The sequence below is a fragment of the Nonomuraea sp. SYSU D8015 genome (assembly GCF_008065375.1).
GTDB lineage: Bacteria > Actinomycetota > Actinomycetes > Streptosporangiales > Streptosporangiaceae > Nonomuraea.
The window spans coordinates 19,598-36,264 of record NZ_VJYI01000038.1 but is presented as its reverse complement, the minus strand read 5'-3'; the positions used below and the strand labels follow the sequence as shown (position 1 = coordinate 36,264).

Annotated in this window: 24 protein-coding genes; 21 read left to right on the top strand and 3 right to left on the bottom strand. The window is 67.7% G+C overall.

Features of this window, described 5'->3' with window-relative positions:
- Nucleotides 1-38: 38 nt before the first annotated feature.
- The 9 genes from ID574_RS55860 (at nt 39) to ID574_RS55825 (ending at nt 2,708) form a co-directional block, all read left to right on the top strand.
- On the top strand, nt 39-296 hold the full coding sequence (locus ID574_RS55860; RefSeq protein WP_188197248.1) for a hypothetical protein: 258 nt from the start codon (nt 39-41) through the stop codon (nt 294-296).
- Nucleotides 293-571 (top strand): hypothetical protein, encoded by a 279-nt coding sequence (locus ID574_RS55855; protein ID WP_188197247.1) that lies wholly within the window; start codon nt 293-295, stop codon nt 569-571. Before ID574_RS55860 ends, ID574_RS55855 begins: the two co-directional genes overlap by 4 nt.
- Nucleotides 568-876: a hypothetical protein gene (locus ID574_RS55850; RefSeq protein ID WP_188197246.1), complete on the top strand. Its 309-nt coding sequence runs from the start codon at nt 568-570 to the stop codon at nt 874-876. Before ID574_RS55855 ends, ID574_RS55850 begins: the two co-directional genes overlap by 4 nt.
- Entirely contained in the window at nt 873-1,268 is a 396-nt protein-coding gene (locus ID574_RS55845; protein WP_188197245.1) for a hypothetical protein, read from the top strand. The genes ID574_RS55850 and ID574_RS55845 overlap by 4 nt, the downstream gene beginning before the upstream one ends.
- Nucleotides 1,265-1,639 (top strand): hypothetical protein, encoded by a 375-nt coding sequence (locus tag ID574_RS55840; RefSeq protein WP_188197244.1) that lies wholly within the window; start codon nt 1,265-1,267, stop codon nt 1,637-1,639. The genes ID574_RS55845 and ID574_RS55840 overlap by 4 nt, the downstream gene beginning before the upstream one ends.
- Entirely contained in the window at nt 1,636-1,971 is a 336-nt protein-coding gene (locus ID574_RS55835; RefSeq protein WP_188197243.1) for a hypothetical protein, read from the top strand. Before ID574_RS55840 ends, ID574_RS55835 begins: the two co-directional genes overlap by 4 nt.
- Nucleotides 1,971-2,102, top strand: a complete 132-nt coding sequence (locus ID574_RS62175) for a hypothetical protein (protein WP_262496181.1) — start codon at nt 1,971-1,973, stop codon at nt 2,100-2,102. The genes ID574_RS55835 and ID574_RS62175 overlap by 1 nt, the downstream gene beginning before the upstream one ends.
- A gap of 70 nt (nt 2,103-2,172) precedes the next feature.
- Nucleotides 2,173-2,421 carry a hypothetical protein gene (locus ID574_RS55830; RefSeq protein ID WP_188197242.1) on the top strand — a complete coding sequence of 83 codons (249 nt, stop codon included), beginning with the start codon at nt 2,173-2,175 and terminating at the stop codon, nt 2,419-2,421.
- Nucleotides 2,418-2,708, top strand: coding sequence for a helix-turn-helix transcriptional regulator (locus ID574_RS55825; protein ID WP_188197241.1), 291 nt, complete (start codon nt 2,418-2,420; stop codon nt 2,706-2,708). The genes ID574_RS55830 and ID574_RS55825 overlap by 4 nt, the downstream gene beginning before the upstream one ends.
- 282 nt (nt 2,709-2,990) lie before the next feature.
- Here the strand turns inward: ID574_RS55825 and ID574_RS55820 are convergent, their stop codons facing one another.
- Nucleotides 2,991-3,446, bottom strand: coding sequence for a hypothetical protein (locus ID574_RS55820; protein ID WP_188197240.1), 456 nt, complete (start codon nt 3,444-3,446; stop codon nt 2,991-2,993).
- A gap of 255 nt (nt 3,447-3,701) precedes the next feature.
- Here ID574_RS55820 and ID574_RS55815 point away from each other — a divergent pair, with 255 nt between their 5' ends.
- Nucleotides 3,702-4,325: a ParB N-terminal domain-containing protein gene (locus ID574_RS55815; protein ID WP_188197239.1), complete on the top strand. Its 624-nt coding sequence runs from the start codon at nt 3,702-3,704 to the stop codon at nt 4,323-4,325.
- A 34-nt stretch (nt 4,326-4,359) separates the two neighbouring features.
- Here the strand turns inward: ID574_RS55815 and ID574_RS55810 are convergent, their stop codons facing one another.
- A complete protein-coding gene (locus ID574_RS55810) occupies nt 4,360-5,523 on the bottom strand; it encodes a pentapeptide repeat-containing protein (protein WP_188197238.1) in 1,164 nt (387 codons plus the stop codon).
- A 127-nt stretch (nt 5,524-5,650) separates the two neighbouring features.
- Here ID574_RS55810 and ID574_RS55805 point away from each other — a divergent pair, with 127 nt between their 5' ends.
- On the top strand, nt 5,651-6,751 hold the full coding sequence (locus tag ID574_RS55805) for a GNAT family N-acetyltransferase (RefSeq protein ID WP_188197237.1): 1,101 nt from the start codon (nt 5,651-5,653) through the stop codon (nt 6,749-6,751).
- 309 nt (nt 6,752-7,060) lie between these two features.
- On the opposite strand, the gene ID574_RS55800 is transcribed toward ID574_RS55805, so the two are convergent.
- The gene (locus tag ID574_RS55800) at nt 7,061-7,957 is read right to left on the bottom strand and encodes a hypothetical protein (RefSeq protein WP_188197236.1); all 897 of its coding nucleotides are present in this window, start codon (nt 7,955-7,957) and stop codon (nt 7,061-7,063) included.
- Between the two features lie 303 nt (nt 7,958-8,260).
- Here ID574_RS55800 and ID574_RS55795 point away from each other — a divergent pair, with 303 nt between their 5' ends.
- The 10 genes from ID574_RS55795 (at nt 8,261) to ID574_RS55750 (ending at nt 16,645) form a co-directional block, all read left to right on the top strand.
- Nucleotides 8,261-8,584 (top strand): hypothetical protein, encoded by a 324-nt coding sequence (locus tag ID574_RS55795; protein WP_188197235.1) that lies wholly within the window; start codon nt 8,261-8,263, stop codon nt 8,582-8,584.
- A complete protein-coding gene (locus ID574_RS55790) occupies nt 8,585-8,860 on the top strand; it encodes a hypothetical protein (RefSeq protein WP_188197234.1) in 276 nt (91 codons plus the stop codon).
- A 45-nt stretch (nt 8,861-8,905) separates the two neighbouring features.
- Nucleotides 8,906-9,400 (top strand): hypothetical protein, encoded by a 495-nt coding sequence (locus ID574_RS55785; RefSeq protein WP_188197233.1) that lies wholly within the window; start codon nt 8,906-8,908, stop codon nt 9,398-9,400.
- Nucleotides 9,397-10,692, top strand: coding sequence for a PBSX family phage terminase large subunit (locus ID574_RS55780; protein ID WP_188197232.1), 1,296 nt, complete (start codon nt 9,397-9,399; stop codon nt 10,690-10,692). The genes ID574_RS55785 and ID574_RS55780 overlap by 4 nt, the downstream gene beginning before the upstream one ends.
- A 183-nt stretch (nt 10,693-10,875) precedes the next feature.
- Entirely contained in the window at nt 10,876-11,358 is a 483-nt protein-coding gene (locus tag ID574_RS55775; protein WP_188197231.1) for a hypothetical protein, read from the top strand.
- 7 nt (nt 11,359-11,365) lie between these two features.
- Nucleotides 11,366-12,649, top strand: coding sequence for a hypothetical protein (locus ID574_RS55770; RefSeq protein WP_188197230.1), 1,284 nt, complete (start codon nt 11,366-11,368; stop codon nt 12,647-12,649).
- 7 nt (nt 12,650-12,656) lie between these two features.
- A complete protein-coding gene (locus tag ID574_RS55765) occupies nt 12,657-12,956 on the top strand; it encodes a hypothetical protein (protein ID WP_188197229.1) in 300 nt (99 codons plus the stop codon).
- Nucleotides 12,957-13,010: 54 nt separating this feature from the next.
- Complete coding sequence (locus tag ID574_RS55760; RefSeq protein ID WP_188197228.1) at nt 13,011-14,585, top strand: phage portal protein; 1,575 nt, start codon at nt 13,011-13,013, stop codon at nt 14,583-14,585.
- 9 nt (nt 14,586-14,594) lie between these two features.
- Nucleotides 14,595-16,481, top strand: a complete 1,887-nt coding sequence (locus ID574_RS55755; RefSeq protein ID WP_188197227.1) for a phage minor capsid protein — start codon at nt 14,595-14,597, stop codon at nt 16,479-16,481.
- A complete protein-coding gene (locus tag ID574_RS55750; protein WP_188197226.1) occupies nt 16,478-16,645 on the top strand; it encodes a hypothetical protein in 168 nt (55 codons plus the stop codon). Before ID574_RS55755 ends, ID574_RS55750 begins: the two co-directional genes overlap by 4 nt.
- Nucleotides 16,646-16,667 lie beyond the last annotated feature (22 nt).

The window sequence follows — 16,667 nt, the reverse complement described above, 5'->3', positions numbered from 1 at the left end:
ATCGCGAGTGAATCAGTCTCCTCGCGAAAGAGATGATCATGAGCGAAGCTCACACCACCCCTGACACCGGCCTCGTCACGCCCGAGGTCGCCGAGAACGTTCTGTGGTCCAAGTACCCCGCCACGCGCCGCACGGCCGGACCGGGCCACTTCCTCGAACTGCTGATGGAGGCCATCAGCCACGCCGACCTGGAGAACCAGGCCAAGCTCGCCGCCGGGTTCCCCGAGTACGTGGCTGCCTGGAAAATGTCGTTCGACGACCTCTACAACACCGCCAGGCCGGGTGAGGTCCGATGAGCCGCCCCATCATCACCACCGTGGCGGAGGTCGAAGCGCTGGCCGCCGCCCGGCGGCGTGCCGGGTTGCCCGCCAAGCCGCTGCCCGCCGGCCTGACGATCCTGCGCGTCAATCTCCGCGAAGCGGAGGACATCCTCCGGGGCGTCTTCGTCTACGCTCCCACCACCGTCCACATCTCCAGGTGCGACGAGGGCGTCTACGTCGAGCACGCCGCCCCCGAGGTCATCGCGGAGCTTCGGACGGAGCTGCACGCTGGGGGGTGGGAAGTCCGATGACGACCTTCAAGATTCAGAAGGAACCGTCCGCCGACCACACACTGCCCTACCCCTACTTCGCCGACGAGTCCGGCGCGATCGGCCGCCAGGACGTCTGGAAGGGGAACCCGACCCAGGTCGTCGGCTTCCAGGCCGACCCGAACGTCCACAGCATCGACCTCCTGTGGGAGGACGCGATCCAGGACCTGGACCAGGCATCGGGCATGTACCTCGTCACGATCGATGCGGACGGCGAGTTCGTCACGCACCTGACCCCGGTCGAGTCGGTGACGGTCGTCGCTCTGACGGGCGGTGAGGTCCGGTGAGGCTGCCTGCCGACTGGGAGACCGAGCCGGGCACCGGCTACTGGGGTCACCTCTCCCACCTGATTCACAAGCCGTGCGGGTTCCGGACGGGGAACGCTTACGACTTGATCGTGGAGTCCAACAACATCGGTTCGGTGCGCGAGGTGGTCTACGGGCACTACTCGGAGTGCTCCGCCAGGGAGCCCGACGACGAGCCGTCGAGCGAGAGCGCCCTGACCCTCGACGTGTCGCTCACTCAGGACCAGGCCGACAATCTCTGTCGCGCCGCCACGGATCTCAACATGGACCAGGACAAGCTGCTGGCGATGCTGGCGGGCCGGGTGCAGGTGGAGTCCGCCGGCCGGGTCTACCTGTCGGCCGAGGACGACGAGGCGGGTGGTGAGGGCCGATGAGCCTCGTCGTGTTCAAAAGCGCGCCTGGCCGCGACTGCTACGTGCTGTGGCGGACGAGCGTCGATTCGCCGGTATTCATCGGAGATCGGGAAACAACCTCCATAAGGCTTCGCGCAGATGGCGAATCCCTGGGCGCTGTGGCCGCCAAGCTCGACCTAGCTGACCAGACCGGCAGCTCGTACATCGACGGCACCGGCTGGTGGGACGACGATGGGTTCGTGGTCGATGAGGAACTCTTCCCCTCGGGTATGGGTTCACGGTTCCTGCCGCGGGCCGGCCTGGAGGAGTTCACGCGGGCGGCGTCGGTGGGTGACGTGGAGCGGATGCTCGCTCTGACGACGGAGATGCTCGAATCGGGTGAGGCCCGATGAACACCAACCGCACCCCCGTCCGACCGGGCAAGGTTCCTCGCTGGGACGAGAACCTGTCCGTCGAGCTCGGGCCGGCGCAGACCGTAGAACACACTGGGGGCCGCCAGTGGCTGGTGTACGTCGATGACGTCGAGATCGGTCTAGCCGAGGAGAACATGACCCGCTACGGGGCAGGCCCGTGGCTCCAGGAGGGATGGCGCTTCAAGCCGGCTTTTCCCATGGATCCCTTGCGGACGCGACGCAAATACTCGTCGCGAGCCGCAGCGATCGGTCGGCTCGTGAATGCTTGGATTGATGCCGGGCGTCCGCTTCCCGAGGGCGGCGATGCCTGATGCATCGGCGGACGGCGAAGCGCGAGGCGTGCTTCCGCGCGGCCCTGTGCCTGGAGAACACCCTCGCGGACGGCTGGGAAGGTCTCGACCACCACTACGGTGACGACGCGGACATGGTGGCGACGCCATGAACGAGATCGTGGCCGAGCTGACCAAGCGCGGAGGCCGGGTGCCGCAGGGCCTGCCGGGTGGTGGTGGGGAGTGACTCCGCGTCTCACCCCGCGCCGGCTGCACTTCCTGGGCGTCCTCGCCGAGCAGGGCAGTGTCGTCCTGTACGGCTCGTACGAGGACATCCCCGAGTACGGTCTCAATCAGGCCGACGTGGACGCGCTGGTCACGCTGGGGTTGATCAGTGTCGGGCCTGCGGAAGGTCATCGCGGTACGGCTCGCACGACGGTGGTCACCGACGCGGGCCGGGCCGAGCTGGAGCGGCGGGCAGGTGGGACGTGAGCCGCCGCGAGGTGGACGGGCTCCAGTACACGGCTGCGCTCGGCAGCGTGCTGGAGGTGCTGCTGAAGGACCAGCCTGGGATGGCGATCTGGCCGCTTGCCGAGGCGGCCGGGCTGACGGCGGTGCGCGTGACGTCGCTGATCGACGATCTGGAGGATCGTAGCTGGGTTGCCGGGGAGTGGGAGGAGGGCGTGCCCGATGGGCAGGCTCGCCGCCGGTTCTACCGGTTGACGCCGATCGGGTGGGCCAACGCGCTGGCGCTGCTGGGGCGGTACGACGACCTCTGATCAGCAACCGGAGTGATCTTCGCGTGCTTGGCGGTTCCGCCAACGGCCAGCCCGCGCGGAATGCTCATTATGGTGGCCGCTCGCGGCCTAACTGGCCTGGCCTGATGGCCAGTGTCGCTCGCGAGGTGAGGCGCTGAGAATCGCTCTCAGCGCCTCACCTATTTCATGATCATTTGAAGCGTGGCAGCTGCTAATACCGGCCGCGCAGGGCTTCGGCTCCGGGATGATGGTGTACGAGGGGAAGCAGTCGGCGAGCAGCGGGGCGGCACGCGCGGTCTGGCCCTAGTGGCTGATGAGCTGAGCGGTCTCGTTACGCTTGGTCTTGTGCCAGGTGAACTTGACCTGGCCCATGCGCTTGCGCTGCTCTTTGCTATACGAATGGATACTAAATCCGGCATGATTTCTGTCGTGTATCCAGCCGCTCTTCCAGCCGGTCGTAGTTTGCACATAAAGCCATGAATGGCCTGTGCATCCCCCCTGTACCTTTTTGGTAAAGGCGCCAGTATGGCTGCTTTCAAACACCCAGGTGCAGCCGCTGCGGCGCTTCCAAACGACCTTTCTGTGGGCGGCCTTCGCTGTGTCGTTGCCCGCATGCGCGTGCGATGCTTGGGCAGCGGGGGCGAGCGCGGTCACCGTGGAGGATGCCGTGTGCGCCGGTGAGCTGGGGGCGATGATCAGCATAGATGCGGCACCGGTGATGCCGATGGATGTGATGATCCGCTTGGTGACTGAAGCCATGGGATGGTCCTTTCCGCCATCGATTGCCTTGCGAGCAGAAAGGTAAGCTGGGGCATGTTGAGGATCTGTTGAGGATCTGTCAAGTGAGGTACGAAATCCTGCCCGAGCGGTTGAATCGCGCTACTGCGATTGGCTAGTAGAAATTCCGGGCTAGTGGCGCGTACGTCACCAGCGGTGGCACCGGCACCGGAAACTCTTCGTCATACGGGGCCTGGCTGCCTCGTGCTCACGAATCGTCACCCTAACGAGGACCTGATGCGCCGTATCGAACACATGCCCCTCCCCGAGATCTCCCGAGCCGTGCGGAACCCCAAAGAGCACGACCTCCCGGCCATCAGGAAGTCGATCGAGGCGTTCGGGTGCACCCTGGCCGGCGAGCTCGATGAGCGCACTGGCCGCCTCGTCGCCGGGCATGGGCGCCTCCACGTCCTTGACGAGATGGCCACAGAGGGGAAGTCGCCGCCCGAAGGCGTCAAGGTCGGCGACGACGGCGTGTGGCTGGTGCCCATCCTGCGCGGCTGGACCTCCCGGTCGGATGCGGACGCGGAGGCGTACCTGGTGGCGGCGAACCGGCTCACCGAGCGGGGCGGCTGGGATCACGGCATGCTCGCCGACATGCTGACCGACATCGGCGACGCCGACGAAGCGCTGCTGGCCGCGGCCGGGTACACGAGCGACGACCTAGCGGACCTCGACGAGCTGGTGCCCCGCGACCCCGAGCAAGCGCCGCCGAACCCGGTCACGGGGTCGGGGCCGGCCGAGCGGGTTGAGCCGCCGACCGTGTGGGGCGTCGTCGTCACCTGCGAGTCCGAAGCGGAGCAGGTCGAGCTACTGGAGCGGCTGACCGAGGAAGGCTACTCCGTCCGAGCTCTCATGTAGGCCGATCGTTAACGCTCCGCTGTGCCGAGGCGGCTCACTCCCCGCCGTCGTCGGTCCGCTTATCTGGCTTCAGCACCGCACCGGTGGGGCCGGTGCTTACATGCCAACCCGGCGGCCACACGTGCCCGTTATCCGGGTGCATCACTCGCGCTCCCGCTAGGTCGATCCGGGTGCCTCGCGTGCCCTTGAACACGGCGTTGCCGAGGAAGGTCGCGCCGCCGAATGCGGCGCCGGCGATGAAGGACGTTCGGCGAAACCAGACGCCGCGGGTAAAGGTTGCCCCGCCGAATCCAGCGTTGCCGAAAAAGGTCACGTTGCCGAACAGGGCGTTGCCAGCGAAGGTTGCCCCTTCAAATAGGGCCTCGCCGATGAAGGTCGCGCCGCCGAATGGGGCGTTGCCAGCGAAGGTTGCCCCTTCAAATAGGGCGTTGCCGGTGAAGGTCACCTCGTTGAACCAGCTGTCACCGATGAAGGTTGCTCCCCTGAAAACGGCTCGATCGACACGGCAGCGTTCGAAGTCGAAGTCGACCAAGGTGACACCGGTCAGGTCGAGGCGGATGCCGGGCCAGAAGAGGGCATTGGCAGCGGTGGGGAGCTGCCACCAGCGGCGTTTTTGCCAGCGTAGGTGGTCGATGAGGAGGCGTTGGGCGGTGAATCTGACCTGCCGTTCTTCGTCCGGGTCACGGCCAGCCCGCGCCTCGGTCCGGCCCGACGTCCCAGTGCGTGCGGCGCGCTGGGCGGCGCGGATCTTCTCGTGCCGGTCCTCTTCGCGCGGGGGCGTCCACGGCATGCGCAGATAGGCGCAGATAACGTCCACGATCGTCTGCCTCAGCCTGGGGTTGTTCTGCGCGAGCTGTTCAAGCGCGTACAGGCCGCCGAGCCGGACGGGGGCCTGGGCGCTGCCGAGCTGTTCGACCGCCTTGCTGAAGCGGTCGGTGTCGTGGCCTCGCTCGCCGAGTTGGAAGGTGCGCCGGGCGGTGTCGGCGTTGCGCGCGGTGTAGAACACTGCCAGCAGCGCGGCTAGGCCGGTGGCCACGGCCAGGACGTTGCCGCGAATCGCTGCCAGTGCGGCGGCCCGATCCTTGTCCTCTTTGAACACTGTGGCGTGGTCGATGTGCTCCAGCACCCACGTGGCGCCCGGACCCAGCATCCACACCAGCGTCGGGACCGCCACGAGCACCAGCACGGCCACGACCATCGACGAAGGCTTCACGATCCCGGCTACCGCTCGGAGTTCTTCTCGGCCATGGCCCTGATGATGCTGCCGGACCCCTGCCCTGTGGAGACCGAGTGACGCGATCGTGACCCCGATGTAGGAGGCACTCTTGCGCGCGGACATCACCCTCGCCACCCCCGTACGCCGCACCGCCAGGGTGTTGCAGCTCCAGGGCATGTTCGACGTGCCGCTGGAAGAGAAACTGACCAACTCCTGGTCGGCGCACCTACCCATCGAGGACCGGAAGTGGAACGTCGGTCTGCTCGTCGGCCCGTCCGGCGCCGGGAAGACCACCCTCGCCCGCGCGTTGTGGCCGGGCCGGCTCGTCGAGGCACACTCGTGGGGGGATCGGGCGCTCGTGGATGACTTCCCCAAGGGCATGTCCATCAAGGACATCGTCGGCCTGCTGACCGCGGTGGGACTCTCGAGCCCGCCCGCGTGGCTCCGGCCGTATAAGACGCTGTCGAACGGGGAGGCGTTCCGCGCGTCGATGGCCCGCGCCCTGGCCGAGCATGACGGGCTCGTGGTGGTGGACGAGTTCACGTCCGTCGTGGATCGCCAGGTCGCCAAGGTCGCCTCTCACGCGGTGGCGAAAGCCGTACGCCGCTCCGGGCGGCAGCTCGTCGCCGTCACGTGCCACTACGACGTGCTCGACTGGCTCCAGCCCGACTGGGTATACGACGTCGCCGCGGGCTCGTTCGCGTGGAGGCAGGTTCAACCCCGGCCCACGCTCCGGCTCGACATCCACGCTGCTGACCGGTCGCTCTGGACGGTATTTCGCCACCATCACTATCTGAGCGCCGAGATCAGCAACACGGCGCATTGCTTCGCTGGGTGCATCGACGGCCAGCCGGTGGCGTTCCTTGCGTACCGGCATTTCCAGCACCCGATCGTGCGGAACATGAAGATGGAGCACCGGCTGGTGGTGCTGCCGGACTTTCAGGGCCTGTCGATCGGCGCTCGCATGTCGGAGTGGGTGGCGCAGCATCTCGCCGATCAGGGTTTCCGCTACCGGTCCGTGTCGTCGCATCCGGCGCTGATCTCCTACCGGGACCGGTCGCCGCGGTGGCAGCGGCAGGCCCGCGCCACCAAGCTCCACACCAGCTCGAAGCGGCGGAACCAGCACAAGGACACGCTCGACCCGCGCCGGCTAGGGCTGGTCAGCTTCGAGTACATCCCCGCTGCGGCCGGGGCAGGGACCCGGCGCTGAGCGCACGCCGAACGGGTCTGGGATCTCGCCGTGTAGCGCGCCGCGCACCAGCCCAGCGACCTCGATCGTGCCCTCCGAGGTGTCCGTAGTGCGAATCGAGACCAACTCGGGTACATCGTGAGTCACGCACACGGAGGGTATACAGGGTGATATCGCGTGCCGCCCCTCCAGTTTGAGGACCCGGGACGCCTGCCCACGAGGAGACACGTGTCCTCCGAGGACCAATCCTTACCGAGTGACGGTGCTGGAAGTGGGCACGTCGAGATTAATGGGATCGGCAACATGCCCGCATTGCATTGAGGCTGCACGTTATAATGACACAAAGATTTGCACAATGGCGGCAATTGCCGATATAATACCAACAATCAAGGGCAGATTAACTTCAATTTTTCTCTTTGTTAGAAACACCCTCGCTTGGAGTTGGAGGTGGAGCCAGCGTCCTATCGCCCAATTGAGGATGCCACAGGCGACACCAAGCCACGCGTACCTTGCAAGGGTTTCAGGATTCCAGATGGGCTGCTTCCTCTCGGTCAGATAGGCTATGCCCCAAATATTGAAAATGAGTATTTCGGAGCCCAGGATGGCCAATACCAGAGGAAGGGCGAATAGCACCATCCGCGCATACGTGATGAGGAGCGTTAGTGTGAATTCAAGACGATGTTTGGCGGCTGATTGAAATGGTAGCCAAGTCCGCGGTTGCCAACTTGGCCCCTCTCTCCAGCGAACGGAGAGCCGTTTTCCCGTTCTTGGCCTATTTTTTTCTTGTTGAAGGTAGGAGTAGGGTTGCCATTCTGGTGCCTTCGCTCGGATGGCCGCCAAAAAAGGTCTGGCTTCCAGTAGTGCGGCCGTAAGTTCCTCGAAGCGCCCTAACGCCCAAGTCGAGTCTTCGGCCTGAACTTCGTAAGTCGTCCATGAATCTGGGCCTATGGAGATCTCTACAATTCTTCTAGGGTTTGCTTGACTGGATTTGAGATGCAAATTTGTTAGAAGATCTCGATCCTTTTTAACTTCACGCACGAAATTTGCCAGGTCGTCATCTTCAATACTTTTACTGTTGCCGGGGTCATATGAAATTTTGGTGTCTGTAGCTGTTGAGTCGAACCCCTTTTGGGCGAGCTGCCAGACGTCCTGAATTTGCTCTGCTGTGGGTCGAAATCCTTGGATTCGACCACGTCTTACTGTGAACTCTCGAAACTGGCCAGGCATACAAACAACTGAAGCATTCAGGCGTATCTTTGGCAAGGGATAGGCAAGGGATCGTGCTGTCAAGACAGTCGGTCACGAAGGGTTTCTGCGGCAGAGTGACCACGCCTGGAGCGGTGCGCCCGCTACTCGTGGACGGTCGAGTGGACAGCCGTCAGCGGCGGTATCCCGACCAGGCCCGGCCGGGCAAACCCGGTCACCAGCGGCGATTGGGATGGTCCCCGCGTGCGCGGCCATCGCCGACCAGATCGTCCAGGACCGCGCCGGTACGGCTACCGGGCGGCGACAGAAACGGAGAAACAGATCATGGTCGTGGACATCCGGCAATACGAGCCCATCGACACCGTCGTCGAGGCGGTCGAGGTGAACGGGCTCGACCTCGAAGACATCGTCGCCTGGATCAACGAGCAGTCGAAGCTGGGCGGCATCGTCGGACGGCCCGCGCTGCGCGGCCGGTCGGCCGAGTACATCGACCTCCAGACGCCGGAGGGGATGGTGCGCGCGGGCCTGGGCGACTTCATCGTGCACGACGGCGCGGGCTCGTTCTGGAAGCTCTCCCGGACGGTGTTCCACCGCAGCTTCACGCCCGTCGCCGGCGGCGCGGCCGAGACGCCCGGCGAGGGGGAGTAGGTGCGGATCCAGGTGCTGCGCCTGCCGCTGTACGAGATCGGCGACATCAGCGAGGAGCCGTTCGCGCTCATCGTGGACCAGGCCGGGCCACCCGAAGGAGACGAGGGTGACGGCGACGACGGCGGCTGGTCGCTGCCGTCGCTGGCGGTGTTCGCCGAGCAGATCGGCGCCCGCGGCGTGTGGGTGACCCCGGCCACGGTGGAGATCGTGGAGCCGCAACTGCCGGATGTGGTGGATCACGTGCCGGTCGGCGACCCGGCGGCAGGCGCGCTGTAGCTCGTTGGCGGAACCGACAACAGCAGAGGGGATGAGTCCGGGGCGATGGCCGACAAGCAGCGGCAGCTGGAGCTTGCCCAGCGGCGCACTCAGGCGCTCCAGATGCGGATCGCCGGAGTGTCCCCGACGCTGATCGCCGAGCGGCTGGGCTACAACAGCCCGCAGGCCGCGAGCGCGGACATCACCGCGGCGTTGAAGCGGGCCGCCAAGGCGGAGGGTATGGCGGCCGAGCATCTGCTGCATCTGGAGATCGGCCGCCTGGACCGGATGATGGCCGCGCTGTGGCCGAAGGTGCTGAAGGGTGAGGTGCAGGCGGCGGAAACCTGCTTGAAGATCGTCAACAAGCGGGCGTCGCTGCTCGGCCTGGACCAGATCAACCGCAACGGCCACCCCGACCACGACATGGCGTCGCTGCTCGGCACCATGCTGGCTCAGCTTCAGCAGCGCTACCAGGTGCCGGACCCCGACATGGACGCCATCACGGAGGTCGACGTCGTCACGGGCGAGGTCATCTACGACGACGCCGGAGGCGAAGCATGACCGGCGGCGGACTGGGCCTGGCGGTCCGGTTGTCACCCAAGCAGGAACGCTCGATCGCCGAGTCGAGCGCGCGCCTGAACATCTGGCAGGGGGCCATCCGCAGTGGGAAGACGATCGCCTCCTTGATCAGGTGGCTGGCGTTCGTCGCCAACGCGCCCCGTGGCGGCTCCCTCGTCATCGTGGGCAAGACGGCGGACACAATCTCGCGGAATGTGTTCGATCCGCTGATGGACCCCGCCACCACCGGGCCGCTGGCCGCACGCATCTCCTACACCCGCGGTGCGCCGACCGCGACGATCCTGGGCCGCAAGGTTGAGATCATCTCGTGCGCTGATGCCCGTGCCGAAACCCGGCTGCGCGGCATGACGTGCGCAGGCGTGTACGTGGACGAGATCACGCTGCTGGAGCGGCCGTTCTGGGACATGCTGCTCAGCCGGTTGAGCGTGCCGGGGGCAAAGCTGTTCGGCTCCACCAACCCCGACAGCCCCTCCCATTGGCTGAAACGCGACTTCCTCGACCGGGCCGGCGAACTCGACCTCCGGAGCTGGCACTTCCGCCTGGACGACAACCACGCCCTGGACCCGGCGTACGTGGCCGCGCTGAAGAAGGAGTACACCGGCCTCTGGTACAAACGGTTCGTCCTGGGCCAGTGGGTGATGGCCGAGGGCGCCATCTTCGACATGTTCGACGAAGACCGCCACGTCGTGGACGAGTTGCCGCTGATGGAGAAGTGGCTCGCCGTGGGCGTGGACTATGGCACGGCGAACCCTTTCGACGCCGTCCTCATCGGCGTGTCGGTTCCCGACCTGGAGGGGCAGCGTCGCATCTACGTCGCCAACGAATGGCGGTGGGACTCCCGCGTCCAGCGCCGCCAGCTCACCGACGCCGAATACTCGATGCGGCTGGCCGAGTGGCTGGACGACATCCCCGACACGTACGGGCCGGGGACGCACGGCGTGCGGCCGGACTGGCTGATCGTTGACCCGTCCGCCGCCTCGTTCATCATGCAGCTGCACCACGACGGGTTCCGGCCCCAGCAGGGAGACAACTCGGTGCTCGACGGTATCCGCACCGTCTCCAACCTGATCGCCGCCGACCATCTGCGCGTGCATGCCTCCTGCCGCGCCCTGCTGGACGAGATTGTCGGCTACGCCTGGGACGAGAAGAAGGCGGAGCGAGGCGAGGACGCGCCGGTCAAGGAGCATGACCACAGCGTGGACGCCCTCCGCTACGGCCTGCACACCACGCAGGCGGTGTGGATGCGGTTGCTCGAACCCGTCCCCGCCTACTAGAACGCGCGTCCCCGGAGCCCGGTTGTGGCGGTCGGCACCTCCGGGGGCGCGTCTGCTCCGCGCGGCTTCCCCGTACGCGCGTCGAGCACGCGGCGCGGGCCCGGACCTTCCGCTGTTGAGGGGCAGCACGAAGGCCGGCCCGCGCCGCTGGACCCCAGCCCCTGACCTTGAGGGAGAACGATCGTGGCCGACTTCACGTTCAACATCGCGCTCGGCAGGAGCGTCGAGCTCGTCAACCGGGTGAAGACCGGCGACCCGGCCGGCTGCAGTTTGGTCGTCGTCGCGCTGGCCACGTCGGGGCTGGAGTCCGACGCGGTGCTGCGCGACAAGGACACTCTGGCCGACCTCGTGTCCGGGACCACGAACGAGGTGCCGGTCGGCAACGGCTACGCCCGCAAGAGCATCGTCGCGGCCGACCTGAACCCGGTGGTCCCGGACGACGCCAACGACCGGACCGACCTCGACATCCCCGACCAGACCTGGACGAGCGTGCTCCCCGCCTCGGGTGGCTGGTCCAAGCTCGTCATCTGCTACAAGCCCGCCGGGTCCTCCACCGACGCCCAGATCGTGCCCATGACCGCGCACGATTTCGTGATCGTGCCGGACGGGACCGACATCGTCGCGCAGATCTCCGCCGCCGGGTTCTTCCGCGCCACCCCGGTCTAAGCCAGCCATGCTGCTGCGGAACTCCTTCAACGGAGGCACGGACGGGACCGCGATCACCACCGGGAACTCCGGAGGCAGCTCAGGTGACGCGTTCACCAACATCACCGGCACGCCCACCTACGTGGCGGCGGCCGGTACACGGGCGCCGCTCGCTGCGGAGATCGGCTCGAACGATTCGCTCGCGTGGCGGAACATCACCCTGGCCGGACGCGAAATCTGGGTCCGCCTCTACGTCCAGTTCGGGTCGCTGCCGTCCGCCGACGACTGGTTCTTCGAGCTGAACTTCCAGCCCACCAGCGGTTCACCTACCGCCGTGGGCCGGTTGATGGTGGGCCCGACCGGGACGATCTCCTACCGGAGGACCACGAGCGCCGTCCTGTGCTCCATCCCCTCGGCCGTCACAGCCGGGCAATGGGTGCGGATCGAACTGCGGGTCCTGATCGGCACCACCACCTCCAACGGTGCCGCCGATCTGTGGGTGTACCAGTCCGTGGAAGCCTCCACAACACCCCTGCAAGCCAGCGTCACCGGCGTCAACGCCAACACCACGCTGCCGAACGAGGCCGGGTTCGTCTACATGCCCGGCGTCGTGATCCTGATGGATGACGTCGCCGCCACCGACCAGGGCAAGCTCGGCCCCGCCTACCCGGCCGTCATCGTGCAGCCCGCGAGCACCGCCGAGCAGGCACAGCCGATCACGCGGCGGAAGCGGCGCACGCTCGGCCAGCCCGCGTCGCTGGAGACCACGGCGCCGATCCGGCCGGTGAAGCGGCGCGTGCTCGGCCAGGCGGTCGAGGCCGATACCGTGCTGCCGATGCTGGCGCGGAAGGTCCGCACGATCGGGGCCGCGCACGAGAGCGGCAGCGCCGCCCCGGTGAGGCCCGCGCACCGCATCGTCGTCGGGCAGGCGGGTGAGACGGACCAGGCGTTCGTCATCTCCAACGGCACGTTCGTCGGCACCGCCGCCGAGACGGACCAGGCGCTGCCGGTCACCCCGGTCAAGGTACGGCTCCTCGGGCCGGCGCTCGACGCGAGCATGGCCGCTGCGGTCCGGCCGGGCCGCGCCCGCACGATCGGCGCGGCCACCGAGACCGACGCGGTTGCGGCGGTCGGCCGCCGCAAGATCCGCGTCGTCGCCCTGGCCACCGAAGGTGACCAGGCCCGGCCGCTCAGGCTGCTCGGCCGCGACGTCACGGGCGTGGACGGGCCACGCCGGACGTGGAGCGCCACCCTGGCCCGCCGGTGGGGCGCCGAGCCGCCTCGCCGTACCTGGTCCGCATCGCGCACGTAAGGAGCCCATGGTGGAGACGATCTCGTCGTTGTCGTGCGAGTTCCTGCCGTTCTTCGTGCGCGGCGCGGCCGGGACAGAAACCGTCGAGGTGGCGTTCACCGCGCCCGGTGTCGAGCCGGTCGAGGCCGACTGGTATGCGGCCGAGTGGGCGCCGGGGCCGGCCGGCGCGCGGGGCGCGACCGCGCGCATCCTGTTCGGCCCCGGCGGGACGGTCGCCAAGCCGGACGGCACCTATCAGGCGTGGGTGCGTGTGACCGCGCCGCCTCAGCTTCCGGTGCTCCCGGCTGGGCTGATCGACGTCATCTGACCCGCGCCGCCTGACCATCTTGCGTCCCTTCGAGACAGAGTGAGGGCCTGAACCATGCCGCTTCCGGAGAGGGACCAGGAGTGGCCGCCGCCGCACATGAAGCGCGAGATGCGGCTGTATGAGGAGTGGGGAGCCTGGTACGCGGGCGACCCTGACCAGCTCGCGCAGGTGTACGGCTCCGGCCAGGTGCACGCCATCGGCCTGGACCCGAAGGGCTGGGACCGGCCGAGCAAGGGATTCTCCGGCTGGATTCAGCGGGCCGCCCGATGGTTCTGGGGCACGCCGGTCCCGCTCGGGCAGGTGCGGTCCACCAAGTTGCACATCCCGATCGCCGGAGACATCGCCGCCACGTCCGCTGATCTTCTGTTTTCGGAGCCTCCGACGCTGCGCGTGCCGGGCAAGACGTCGCAGAAGCGCCTTGACAAGATCATGCACGAGGCCGGGATCTACGGGGCGCTGCTGGAGGCTGCCGAGATCGGCTCCGCGTACGGCGGGGCATACCTGCGCGCGGGCTGGGATACGGAGATGTACGACCACCCGGTCATGTCGGTGCTGCCGCCGGACGCGGCGGTGCCGGAGTTCCGGTACGGCAAGCTCGCCGCGGTGACGTTCTGGCGGGTGCTGGCGGAGGACGACAGGTCCCGGCAGGTGTGGCGGCACCTGGAGCGGCACGAGAAAGGCCGCGTCTACCACGGGCTGTTCCTCGGCACGCAGGATCGGCTCGGCAAGCAGGTGCCGCTGGAGGACCACCCGGAGACGGAGATCTACGCCTCGCAGGTGGACGAGGACGGCGGGTTCGACTCGCGGTACCCGCGCGGCTTGCTCGTCTCCTACATCCCGAACATGCGACCGCACCGGCTGATCAGGGGCACTTCACTGGGCCGCTCGGACTACCAGGGCGTCGAGCACCTGATGGACGCCCTGGATGAGGTGTGGACCAGCCTGATGCGCGACATCCGGATCGGCAAGGGCCGCGTCATCGCGCCCGACATCTTCCTCGACAACCTCGGCCGCGGCCAAGGCGCGAGCTGGGACCCGGACCGGGAGATCTACTCGGGGCTCGGCATGTTGCCGGCGCCTGGGTCGGCCGCCAACTCGATGTTGACGGTCATGCAGTTCGCCATCCGGGTGAAGGAGCACGTGGACGCCGGGAAGGCGTTCGTCGCTCAGATCCTTCGCGGGGCGGGCTACAGCGCCCAGTCTTTCGGTGAGGTGGACGGGTCCGGGCAGGCCGTCACCGCGACCGAGGTCCACTCACGCGAGAAGAAGTCGTTCTCCTCGCGCGGCCGGAAGACCGGCTACTGGAACCCCACGTTGCAGTGGGCGCCGGACGTGCTGCTATCGCTCGACCACGCCATCTTCGGCAAGAAGGTCAGCGCGGAGAAGGGGGAGGTGCACTGGCCGGACGGCGTGCAACCCGATCCTGAAGCGCTGGGCCGGACCGTCGAGCTGTTGAACCGGGCGATGGCCGTCTCCCTGGAGACCAAGATCCGCATGGTGCATCCGGAGTGGGACGACCACCAGGTGACCGAGGAGAAGAACCGTCTGCGCGATGAACTCGGCCTCAACGTCCCGGACCCCGACACGCTGGGCCAGGTGCTCGTGCCCGGCACCGGCGACGACGAATAGCCACCGGGCATGAGTGTGCCGACGCTGGCGCTCCCGGCCGCGCCGCAGGAGGCCGTGCAGATCGAGGCCGCGCTCGACCACGCCCGCGCCGTGGCCGCGATCTACTGGGACGCCGAACGCGAACTCCTCAAGGTCGTATCCGAGGCTCTGGTGAAGCGGGAGGGGGAGCCGGAGTATGCGGGGCCGCGCTTCGCCGAGCTCCGCCAGCTCCGCAAGGAAGCGGACCGGGTCGTGGCCCGCCTGGAGCGCCTGTCCGAACGGCTGGTGACGACGGGCGTCAACAGCGCGTGGCGGCGCGGCGTCCAGCGGGCGACCGCCGACCTGGAACACCTCGGCTCCCACAAGGGGATCACGCAGGGGCAGGGCGTCATCGAGATCGCTCGCCGCGCTGTCCGGCTGGTCGCCTCCACCCAGCCCGGTATGCGGTCGGCGCCGGAGTTCATCTTCCAGCAGATCGTCAACCAGGTGTCCGCGCAGGCGTTGACGGGGGCGATCTCTCGCCGTCAGGCGCAGGCCCGGCTCTTGGACCAGGTGGCCCGGCGTGGCATCACCGGTTTCACGGACTCCTCCGGCCGGGTGTGGTCGGTGACCGCATACGCGGAGATGGCGACGCGTACGGCGATGGCGCAGGCCGCGACGGACGGCCACCTGGCCACCCTCGCCGAGAACGGGATCGACCTTGTCATCGTGTCCCGCCTGCCGTTCACATGCGAGCGGTGCGCCCGCTGGGAAGGCAAGATCCTTTCACAGGAGGGGCCGATCGGGTGGCGGCAAGAAGAGTCCGCCGTCTCCGACGACATGGTGAACGTCCTCGTCGAAGGCACCGTGACGCAGGCCCGCGCCGCCGGGCTCCTGCATCCGGGCTGCGGTCACACGCTCGGCGCCTACCTGCCGGGCGCGACCCGCCCGCCGCGGCCGGCCAAGCATCCCGCCGGGCCGGACGGCTACAAGGCGTCGCAGAAGATGCGCCGCCTCGAATCCGAACTCCGGTCGGCGAAACGGCAGGCCGCCGTCGCGCTCGAACCGGAGCAGCGGCGCAAAGCTGCCGCGCGGGCGGACCGGCTCACCAAGCAGATCCGCGACCACGCCAAGCAGTCCGGCATCCCCGCCCGCACCGACCGGCAACGCCAGGACACCATCCCGCGCGACCTCGAAAAGCGCACCGACGACGAGCTGGCCGCGCTGCTGGGGCGGTGGGCGAACGACGGGGCCGCCGTCAAGCGCATCACCCAGGAGCTGGAGCGGCGGGACAACGACCGGGAACGTGAGCGCGAGCAGCGGGTCCGGGAAGCGGTTGCCGAGCTGCCGCCCGAGTTCGCCAACGCCTCCGACGACCAGGTCATGGAGTTGGTGCGGCGGTTCAGCGAAGCGGGTGACAACGTCGCGCTCGAACGGCTGCTCGCCGAGCTCGACTCCCGCGAGCAGAACCCGACGTGGTCGTGGGAGGCCGACGACACCGCCGAGGACCGCGCCGTCACCGACCTCATCGACGACGGCACGGACCCGCTGGAGGCGTACGCGCTCGTGTACGGCCTCGACCCGGAGGTGATGCGGCGGGAGGAGTCCCGGCAGGTCGCCGAGCAGATGCGGCGGCCGGGGGAGGCCCTGGACCAGGTGGTGCGCCGCCTGTACGACGAGTGGCTGGAGCTCCAGTTCCTCGCCGCCGAGCGGTACACGCGCGGCATCCTCACCAACGCCGCGGGCCGTGCGGCGGGGATCGACGGCCGGACTCTGCTGTCCGGGCCGCAAGCGCGAGCCGACAAGTACGCCTCCGACGAGCGGCGCGCGTGGTGGGAGAAGCACCCGCGCATGACGCTCGTAGAGTTCCGGGCGCAGATGCTCGGCCGCGCCTCCGACCTGAAAGCCGCCCAGAGAGCGAGGGAGCAGCGGCGGTGAGCCTCACGGATCTCGACCGGCGGGCGGCGATCACGACGGCGCGATGGGCCGCGCAGCGGTCCCGCCCGATCACGGAATGCCCGTACGACCCCGCAGGCGACGCCCGCAACCAGGCGCTCGCCGTGCTGTGGGTGCGCATCTACCGCAGGTACCGGCCGGCCTGACGCAGGGCCGGGATCACCTGCT

Bases quoted from the DNA above. Each gene is read 5' to 3' on its own strand.
- ID574_RS55810 (WP_188197238.1), bottom strand. From the start codon at position 5,523: ATGGTCGTGGCCGTGCTGGTGCTCGTGGCGGTCCCGACGCTGGTGTGG.
- ID574_RS55765 (WP_188197229.1), top strand. From the start codon at position 12,657: ATGGTGGAGACGATCTCGTCGTTGTCGTGCGAGTTCCTGCCGTTCTTC.
- ID574_RS55860 (WP_188197248.1), top strand. From the start codon at position 39: ATGAGCGAAGCTCACACCACCCCTGACACCGGCCTCGTCACGCCCGAG.
- ID574_RS55785 (WP_188197233.1), top strand. From the start codon at position 8,906: ATGGCCGACAAGCAGCGGCAGCTGGAGCTTGCCCAGCGGCGCACTCAG.
- ID574_RS55820 (WP_188197240.1), bottom strand. From the start codon at position 3,446: ATGGCTTCAGTCACCAAGCGGATCATCACATCCATCGGCATCACCGGT.
- ID574_RS55855 (WP_188197247.1), top strand. From the start codon at position 293: ATGAGCCGCCCCATCATCACCACCGTGGCGGAGGTCGAAGCGCTGGCC.
- ID574_RS55770 (WP_188197230.1), top strand. From the start codon at position 11,366: ATGCTGCTGCGGAACTCCTTCAACGGAGGCACGGACGGGACCGCGATC.
- ID574_RS55850 (WP_188197246.1), top strand. From the start codon at position 568: ATGACGACCTTCAAGATTCAGAAGGAACCGTCCGCCGACCACACACTG.
- ID574_RS55815 (WP_188197239.1), top strand. From the start codon at position 3,702: ATGCGCCGTATCGAACACATGCCCCTCCCCGAGATCTCCCGAGCCGTG.
- ID574_RS62175 (WP_262496181.1), top strand. From the start codon at position 1,971: ATGCATCGGCGGACGGCGAAGCGCGAGGCGTGCTTCCGCGCGGCCCTG.
- ID574_RS55795 (WP_188197235.1), top strand. From the start codon at position 8,261: ATGGTCGTGGACATCCGGCAATACGAGCCCATCGACACCGTCGTCGAG.
- ID574_RS55800 (WP_188197236.1), bottom strand. From the start codon at position 7,957: ATGCCTGGCCAGTTTCGAGAGTTCACAGTAAGACGTGGTCGAATCCAA.
- ID574_RS55760 (WP_188197228.1), top strand. From the start codon at position 13,011: ATGCCGCTTCCGGAGAGGGACCAGGAGTGGCCGCCGCCGCACATGAAG.
- ID574_RS55780 (WP_188197232.1), top strand. From the start codon at position 9,397: ATGACCGGCGGCGGACTGGGCCTGGCGGTCCGGTTGTCACCCAAGCAG.
- ID574_RS55755 (WP_188197227.1), top strand. From the start codon at position 14,595: ATGAGTGTGCCGACGCTGGCGCTCCCGGCCGCGCCGCAGGAGGCCGTG.
- ID574_RS55840 (WP_188197244.1), top strand. From the start codon at position 1,265: ATGAGCCTCGTCGTGTTCAAAAGCGCGCCTGGCCGCGACTGCTACGTG.
- ID574_RS55835 (WP_188197243.1), top strand. From the start codon at position 1,636: ATGAACACCAACCGCACCCCCGTCCGACCGGGCAAGGTTCCTCGCTGG.